The organism is Brunnivagina elsteri CCALA 953, assembly GCF_002289455.1.
In the GTDB taxonomy this organism is placed as follows: Bacteria; Cyanobacteriota; Cyanobacteriia; order Cyanobacteriales; family Nostocaceae; genus Brunnivagina; species Brunnivagina elsteri.
In genome coordinates this window covers 1-7681 of record NZ_NTFS01000330.1, presented here as the reverse complement: position 1 = coordinate 7681, position 7681 = coordinate 1, and the positions used below count along the sequence as shown (strand labels likewise).

Below are 7681 nucleotides of genomic sequence, written 5' to 3'. Positions count from 1 at the left end.
TAAACAGGATTTGTCAAGATAGTTAGCGATAAATATCTAAGTAAGGGTGGCGATTAAATGAACTTTTAAGCACTCAGTTAGCCGTAATTTTGTTCGTTTTCTCGACACGCGGGTAACAAAATAACCAGTTTTAAATTGCTAGAACCCTTGATTTTTAAAGTGTTTTAGGGGATGAATCAGCCCTGCCTAACCCCCCTTTCCAAGGGGGGAAAATAAAAAGTCCAATTTCCTACCCTTGGAAAGGGGAAACTAGAAATCCAGTTCCCTCCCCTTGGTAAGGGGAGGGTTAGGGTAGGGTTCTTTTATTTGGGAAAATTCTAGGAGTGTTCACGATTTAACACGGGGACAAATTCGCTGCACACTTTGCGGAAGTTGACGACACATTTGATTAAAATTGCGGGGATTATAACGCGACCAAATAAATAATCCCAAACTAGCACTTCCCAACAACAACAGTAATAACCCAACTAGTAAAGCCAGAGGTTTGCGCTGTTTTTGATTTTGATTTTTGCCCGTTGTCGATACCGGGTTAGCTGCGGGAACGGGTGCTTCATCAGGAAGCTCTAAATCTAAATCGAGTAAAGCTTGGGAACTGTCTGCAAGCTCAGATTCATCATCTTCAACCTTAACTTCCCCATCAGGTTCGATTTTGCCCTCAAAAATTCCCAGTGGTAACTCTTCTTCTTGAGGTGTGGCAATAATATATTCTGGGGAAACGCGACAATAGGTCATAACTAGGGAAATATTATCGTGACCGTTGGTTTGATTGGCTAAACGAATCCAAGCATACAATCCATCCTCCAGCGTCATTTGCCCATTTAATATCGGCAAAGCAAAATCCTGCCAACTTCTTTCGACTAAATTGTTATCACTCAAACCATCCGAACACAACAACAACACTCCATCTTCATCAACAATCAATCGCTGAACTGCGACATGTAAATTTTCACCCTCTTTTGTCCCCAAAGCTTGCGTCAGGGCTGTAGCATCGGGACGTTGAATTGCTTGACGATACATACTCCGGAGCGATCGCACTTCTCTCCCTAATACATCATCATCTACAGTCAGTTGCTGACAGCTATCACGGGTTATCCAGTAAACCCGACTATCACCAATACTGGCAATATATAATTCGTGGGAATTTTCCGCATCCCAACCCATTGTCGATTGCACAGCTTGGGGAACTTGTATCCCCATCACTAAGGTTGTACCCATCCGTTGGGTTCCTTCGCGCTTCTGCTGGTTATTCGCGTTACAAATCAAGTTATTCACAACCCGCAAGCTCGCTTCAATTTGCTGTTGCAGCAATTCAGGGGGAACAGGTTCAGACTGTTGAGCAACTTCGGTCAGCAAAGCCCGAATTTGTAACTTCATCGATTGTACAGCCAGTTGACTTGCCACCTCACCACCTTCATGCCCCCCAATCCCATCACAAACAATTGATACCCTTGGTAATAAGGGGTCTTCGATGGAATCTTCATTACTGGGAAAACAAGCATCTTCGTTTCGTCGAGGTTCAATCCCAATATCAGTAGCACCTGCGACTTTCAAAGCTATGGGAAATTCGGCTGCTGATGAAAGTAATAAAAGATTAATTTGCTTGCTAATTTCCGCAAACTTTGCTGTACCTTGGAGAACTGGACTGAGAATATTTTGTAACTGTTCAGCGATTGATGGATGTGCGATCGCAACTAAAGGTTGCCAAGATTCACCCAATCTCTGGAGGGAAGTTACGGGGGTATGAATGCGAGATGTTGTCATTAATTCCAATAACCGCACACACCAACCTTGTACCCGTATGTTATTGGGTAAAAACAAACTTGCTTCCACATCCAAATCTGATAATAACTGCCAAAGTTGGAGAATTTGCCATAGCCAGTAAACTTGACGCACGGGAGTCGCTTGTTCCCACATTTCCATGATTGATGGGTAGAGTTTACCGTTTTCATTGATGGGGGCATTTTCCAGCAAAATAACTTTGCCTGCGGTTTCCGAGGGTGAATCAACAAAACCATACACTTGGGGAAGATGGGATAATGCTGAAGGAAGCGGTGATGATTGCTGCTTTTGCGATCGCATTCCATATAACCGCAGGTAAGGAATAATTTCTCCAGTTAATTCTTCTTTAGTTTCCGGTATTTCCCCCGGTTGTTTATCCAACCAAATTTGTGGTGCAACAACCTCATAGCGATCGCCTATTATTTTTCCCACAGGTATCTTCGACAAGTTCTCACCAATCGCCCAAACATACCGATAGATAATTGGAGTTTGGCAATTTGCACAAACCCGACTCCCCACAAAATTAATTGGGTGGGAACAGATGGGGTTAACACAATGGATTATCCGTTCAGTCGTAATCATATAATTGCTACTTTCCCGAAAATAAAATACGTAATTTTTTGATTCCAACTAGCTGCCAAAAATAGGAATTCTATGATAGATTTGCATTATATGCTTGTGTATTTCCGTTGATAAATAATACTTTGAAAACAAGTATTATCACTGACGATAATTTTCAGTAAACAGTTAATGCATGAGTGTATCTAAGCATAGAAATGTATGTTCGGGAATGTAGTGTCTAAGACGGCATTATATCGAGTGCAGTAGCAATGAGTGCAATGTCTATTTGGCTAATCATCGGAACCTTGCTGTGTTTTAGCGAACTAATTTTTCCGACTGCGTTTGTGGAATTAATGATGGGATTGAGCGCTTTTATAGTGGCGCTACTGTCGGGAGCGATCGGAAAACTTTGGTTACAGGTGGTGGTTTGGTTGCTAATTTCGGTGCTGTTGATTTTTCTCTCGCAGCGCTTTCTTCCCAAACCACGCCGAAGAGCGAAATTTCAAGATGCGGTGACTGGGGAAACAATCAGCGAGATTATCCCTGGAAAAGCAGGAAGAGTTTTGTACGAAGGAAATTCTTGGCGGGCAAAATGTGACGATGAGAAATTGCATATACCAGCCCACGAACCTGTTTATGTGGTTCGACGTGAAGGTACAACATTGATTGTGATGCCGCAGGATGTTTTAAATAGGTAATTGGGGATTGGGCATTGGGGATTGGACATTGGGGATTGGGCATTTAACTTTTGCTCCTTTCTATTTTCGACTTTCTAGTTTTTCTCCCTATTCTCTTTTCTTCCTTGTTCCTTTTTCTCTTTTTCCCTTTTCTTTTTAAATTTGGAGATTAATAAATGGAAGGCTTCTACTTTCTCATCTCGTTAATATTCGGTGGTTCTATTTTGGCTAGTTCGGTAAAAGTAATTAATCAAGGTAACGAAGCCTTGGTGGAGAGATTGGGAAGTTATAGCAAAAAGCTGGAACCTGGTTTAAACATGATTTTTCCCTTTGTGGATAATATTGTTTACAAACAAACAATTCGCGAAAAAGTCTTAGATATTCCTCCACAACAATGTATTACCCGCGACAACGTGGGGATTACTGCTGATGCTGTGGTTTATTGGCGAATTGTCGATATGGAGAAGGCTTATTATAAAGTCGAAAATCTTCAGTCAGCGATGGTAAATTTGGTTCTGACACAAATTCGCTCAGAAATGGGATTATTGGAACTCGACCAAACATTTACAGCGCGATCGGAAATTAATGAAACATTATTACACGACTTAGATATAGCAACTGACCCTTGGGGTGTGAAAGTTACGCGGGTGGAATTGCGTGATATTATTCCTTCGCAAGCGGTACGGGAGTCGATGGAATTACAAATGGCAGCCGAGCGTCGCAAACGTGCCTCCATTTTAACTTCAGAAGGCGATCGCGAATCGGCTGTAAACTCTGCCCGTGGTAAAGCTGATGCTCAAATTTTAGATGCGGAAGCACGACAAAAATCCGTGATTTTAGCTGCTGAAGCGGAACAGAAAGCGATTGTCTTGAAAGCGCAAGCTGAACGACAACAGCAGGTACTCAAAGCCCAAGCTGTGGCTGAATCAGCCGATATCATTTCCCAAAAAATCAATAATGACCCGACGACAAAGCAAGCTTTAGAAGTTTTACTAGCACTGGGTTATCTCGATATGGCTTCAGTAATTGGTAAAAGCGATAGTAGCAAAGTTATGTTTATGGACCCCCGTACAATTCCTGCGACTTTAGAAGGAATACGTGCGATCGCAGGAGATACATCTACTGCAAATGACATGTTACCTAAGAATTTGGGTTAGTACAAGTTAAAAATCTCAAAACACTGAAATCAGAACCATACTGCAAACGGTATGGTTTATTTTTTTGGTTTGGGAATCTATAACTGTTCCCTTTGCGGAATAAGTAGTTAGGCAAAATTAAATATATATTGCGTTCGCGTAGCGTGTCCGCTTCGGACTTATGCTTCCTACGTCGCAATGACGAAGGTTTGAGATTTTCGGAATGTACGATTAATTTTGCACTACTACTTAGTAGATTTTTCTGGTTTGGGAATTTATAACTGTTCTCTCTGCAATAACCAAAAACCTGTATAAGTCATTTCCGAATCATCGGGTTGAACCAATAAAAAATGCAATCCCCGACATTCCAACTTGCGCTGTTCGTAATTTTTTGCTGCGATCGCAATCTCTTCACCTTCAAAAGTCGCCAAAATCCATCTTTCAGCTAATCCCGCTTCCAAAACTAAACCATCGGGCGCACCTGCAACATAATTTAACATTGCAGGCTTGACATCTTGCAACCAACGCGCTAATAACATCGAGCGTCTACCACCATAGATAACAATACCGGGAACAGCTTGACTTGAAGCTAAACCCAAGTTCATAGGTAGGAGAAAATCGGGTATATTACGAATGGGAATAGGACGGTTAATAAATTCCGTTATGTCTCCTGCTAGTAGCGTCCCAAATCGCCACTCTTCACCCCAAATATTTTCAGGCAATGGTAATGGGGGAGGTTTATCAATAATTGGGGAATAACCTTTGTCCTTCAACCACTGTTTTAATGCTGGAGTGTGACGAGTCGCTTCCACTTCAATTTTTATATTGGAATTATTTGAATTATTTGAATTAGTAATTAAACTTTTGACCCCAGCTTGAATTAAACTCAATGATTGGGGACGAAATACTTGAATAATATTAGGTAATCCGCCAGAATTAGGTTCTTTACTTGCTTTTTCCAATTCTGAAGCTAACCAAGTTGAATTTGCTTGCGACTGTGGGCAAGAAGACTCGTATCTAAAATTACCCGTAGGATGACGGTTATCGCAATCGCAAATCAATAAATCCCATAAGACCACACTATCATTTTGAGGACGACGATAAAAATCGACTTGCCAAATCAACATATTTCTTATTCCCCGCACATTAATTTATGGGGATTTATTCCACGTTTTATGTTCTGCATTCTGTCGCCCTTATCAAGAATATCGTAGGGGCAAACGGTTGTTTACCCAAATCTATTAAGTATTTCTTTATTCTCTCTGCGTCCTCTGCGTCTTGGCGGTTCACAAAATTGAATAGTTAAGCCTTAACTAAATCGTATTACTACATATTCTACATTTGCTCAAAAAAATATCCCCTTCTTGCCAAAAACAAAAAGGAGTTTTATTTTTTTGATTTCTGCAACCTTCTTTCAGCAATCCCTACAATTCTGAATCTGAATTATCCTTCCGTACCCGGCAACGAACAGAATCAGCATGGGAGGGCAAACCTTCGGCTGTGGCTAAAGTATCGATCGCAGTGGCAACCTTTTCGAGTGCAGTTTGCGAGTACTGAATAATACTAGAGTGCTTGAGAAAAGTCTCAACACCCAATGCCGATGCATACCGAGCTGCACCAGAAGTTGGTAGGGTATGATTAGGTCCCGCAAGATAATCACCAACAGCTTCCGGCGTAGAATGTCCTAAGAAAATCGCCCCAGCATGACGTATAAGAGGTAACAACCCCCACGGGTCTTCAACTTCTAACTCCAAGTGTTCGGGTGCGAATTCATTCGAGAACTGGGCTGCTATTTCCAGCGATTCAACCACAACAATTAAACCGTAATGTGCGATCGCTTTGGAAGTATCCACTTGACGGGGATGATCCATAAGCTGCCTTTCGAGAGCAACTTGGACGTTTTTAGCTAAACCCGCATCGGTTGTCAACAATATTGCCGCTGCCATTGGATCGTGTTCGGCTTGTGCCAGTAAATCAGTGGCAACATGTATGGGATTTGCCGTCCCATCAGCAATAATTAATACTTCGCTCGGACCTGCCAAGGAGTCAATTCCCACATTCCCGTACACCAGCTTTTTGGCGATGGTAACGTAAATATTACCTGGTCCCGTAATCACATCAACTTTTGGTATTGTTTCAGTACCGTATGCGAGTGCCGCAATCGCCTGTGCGCCGCCAATACGGTATATTTCCCTAACCCCAGCTTCGTTTGCCGCTACCAATACGGCAGGACTAATGCCTTTACCTGTTCCCGGTGGTGTGACCATGACAATACGTGGTACGCCAGCAACTTTCGCGGGTACTGCATTCATTAGGACTGTACTGGGGTAACATGCGCGTCCACCGGGTACGTATAATCCTGCACGGTCTACAGGAGTATAACGCTTGCCAAGTACAACCTCATCATCTCCGAAGTGTACCCAACTTTTGGGAACACGCTGACGATGGAAAGCTTCGATTTGTTTGCTGGCTAATTGAATGCTATCTATTAGCTGCTTTGATACCTGCTGGTAAGCGGCATCAATTTCCGCAGCCGTGACGCGCAATTCATCGGCTTTAAAGGTTTGATGGTCAAATTCGGCAGTGTAATGCAATACAGCCTTATCGCCTTGGCGTTGGACTGCTTGCAACACTTCCCGTACTGTTGCTTCTTTGTGAAGAACCTGTTCGTCGTGAGTGCGATCGCAGATGCGTTGAAGTTCTGCTCGAACGTCTGCCTGCTGATTAATGATTCGCAGCATGGAGTAAGGACAATGCCAACTTGAAGAATATTCCCGTTTGAGATGTGAGATGGGAGCCTTTCGTCCCACAGAGACAATACAGCCAAACCCAACTCTCTTTTCTAGCTTAACCTGGATTTTTTTGATACTCCACAGCTTTGTGGTTTTCTCTGGTTTGGGTTATCAGCTAGTAACTAACTAGTTATTAGTTATAAACAAAAAATAATCAAACTTATAATTTTTAGTTAAGTACTCACCACCTATCCTACTTATAAAATAAATACTTTAAGTCTCTGTTGCTCTTTAGAGTATAACTTAACGCCAATTGGCGTGGTGTTGGGAATATCAAGCAGCTTTGCGACTTGTCGATTAGATAGAGCCGTATTCTTTGCTAGTTTTTCAAAATTAACTAGTCAATAGTTGCACAAACGTGACATTGTGAATTGATAGTTTTTTTAATCTGGGACTTCAGTCATTTATATATCCTAACTCCTGGCAATTCATCACTTTTATGAGATGAGCGACACCTGTGACAACTGCCACCAAATGGTGAAAGATGGTGGGTAGGAGCTACATTGTACCGTAGCAATTAATTCTAACCTATTTTCAGGCTTGTTAACAGGTTCAACATCAGGGCTTAATAATTACTTGCAAAAATTAAGTAAATCAATTATCTATGCTGGACTTTAACCGAATGTATTTTTCCATTTTCTGAGTAACTGCTCATTATGAACCAAGGTTTTGCCTCTACTGAAAGTTAAACAAAGTGCAGAAAAATCAGCGAAATTATTTCTATAAAAATTATGAT

Annotated in this window: 5 protein-coding genes; 2 read left to right on the top strand and 3 right to left on the bottom strand. The window is 41.8% G+C overall.

Annotated features, from left to right (window positions below):
* Window positions 1-327 precede the first annotated feature (327 nt).
* A complete protein-coding gene (locus tag CK510_RS22775) occupies window positions 328-2361 on the bottom strand; it encodes a protein phosphatase 2C domain-containing protein (RefSeq protein ID WP_095723864.1) in 2034 nt (677 codons plus the stop codon).
* Window positions 2362-2609: 248 nt separating this feature from the next.
* On the opposite strand from CK510_RS22775, the gene CK510_RS22770 reads away from it, so the two are divergent.
* Both CK510_RS22770 and CK510_RS22765 read left to right on the top strand, forming a co-directional pair.
* Window positions 2610-3038 carry an NfeD family protein gene (locus tag CK510_RS22770; RefSeq protein ID WP_095723863.1) on the top strand — a complete coding sequence of 143 codons (429 nt, stop codon included), beginning with the start codon at window positions 2610-2612 and terminating at the stop codon, window positions 3036-3038.
* A 155-nt stretch (window positions 3039-3193) separates the two neighbouring features.
* A complete protein-coding gene (locus CK510_RS22765; RefSeq protein WP_095723862.1) occupies window positions 3194-4174 on the top strand; it encodes an SPFH domain-containing protein in 981 nt (326 codons plus the stop codon).
* Between the two features lie 254 nt (window positions 4175-4428).
* Here CK510_RS22765 and CK510_RS22760 read toward each other — a convergent pair whose 3' ends face one another.
* Together CK510_RS22760 and hisD are read right to left on the bottom strand one after the other, a co-directional pair.
* On the bottom strand, window positions 4429-5280 hold the full coding sequence (locus tag CK510_RS22760) for a Tab2/Atab2 family RNA-binding protein (protein WP_095723861.1): 852 nt from the start codon (window positions 5278-5280) through the stop codon (window positions 4429-4431).
* 297 nt (window positions 5281-5577) lie between these two features.
* Window positions 5578-6894 (bottom strand): histidinol dehydrogenase, encoded by a 1317-nt coding sequence (gene hisD / locus CK510_RS22755; protein ID WP_095723860.1) that lies wholly within the window; start codon window positions 6892-6894, stop codon window positions 5578-5580.
* Between the last annotated feature and the right edge of the window lie 787 nt (window positions 6895-7681).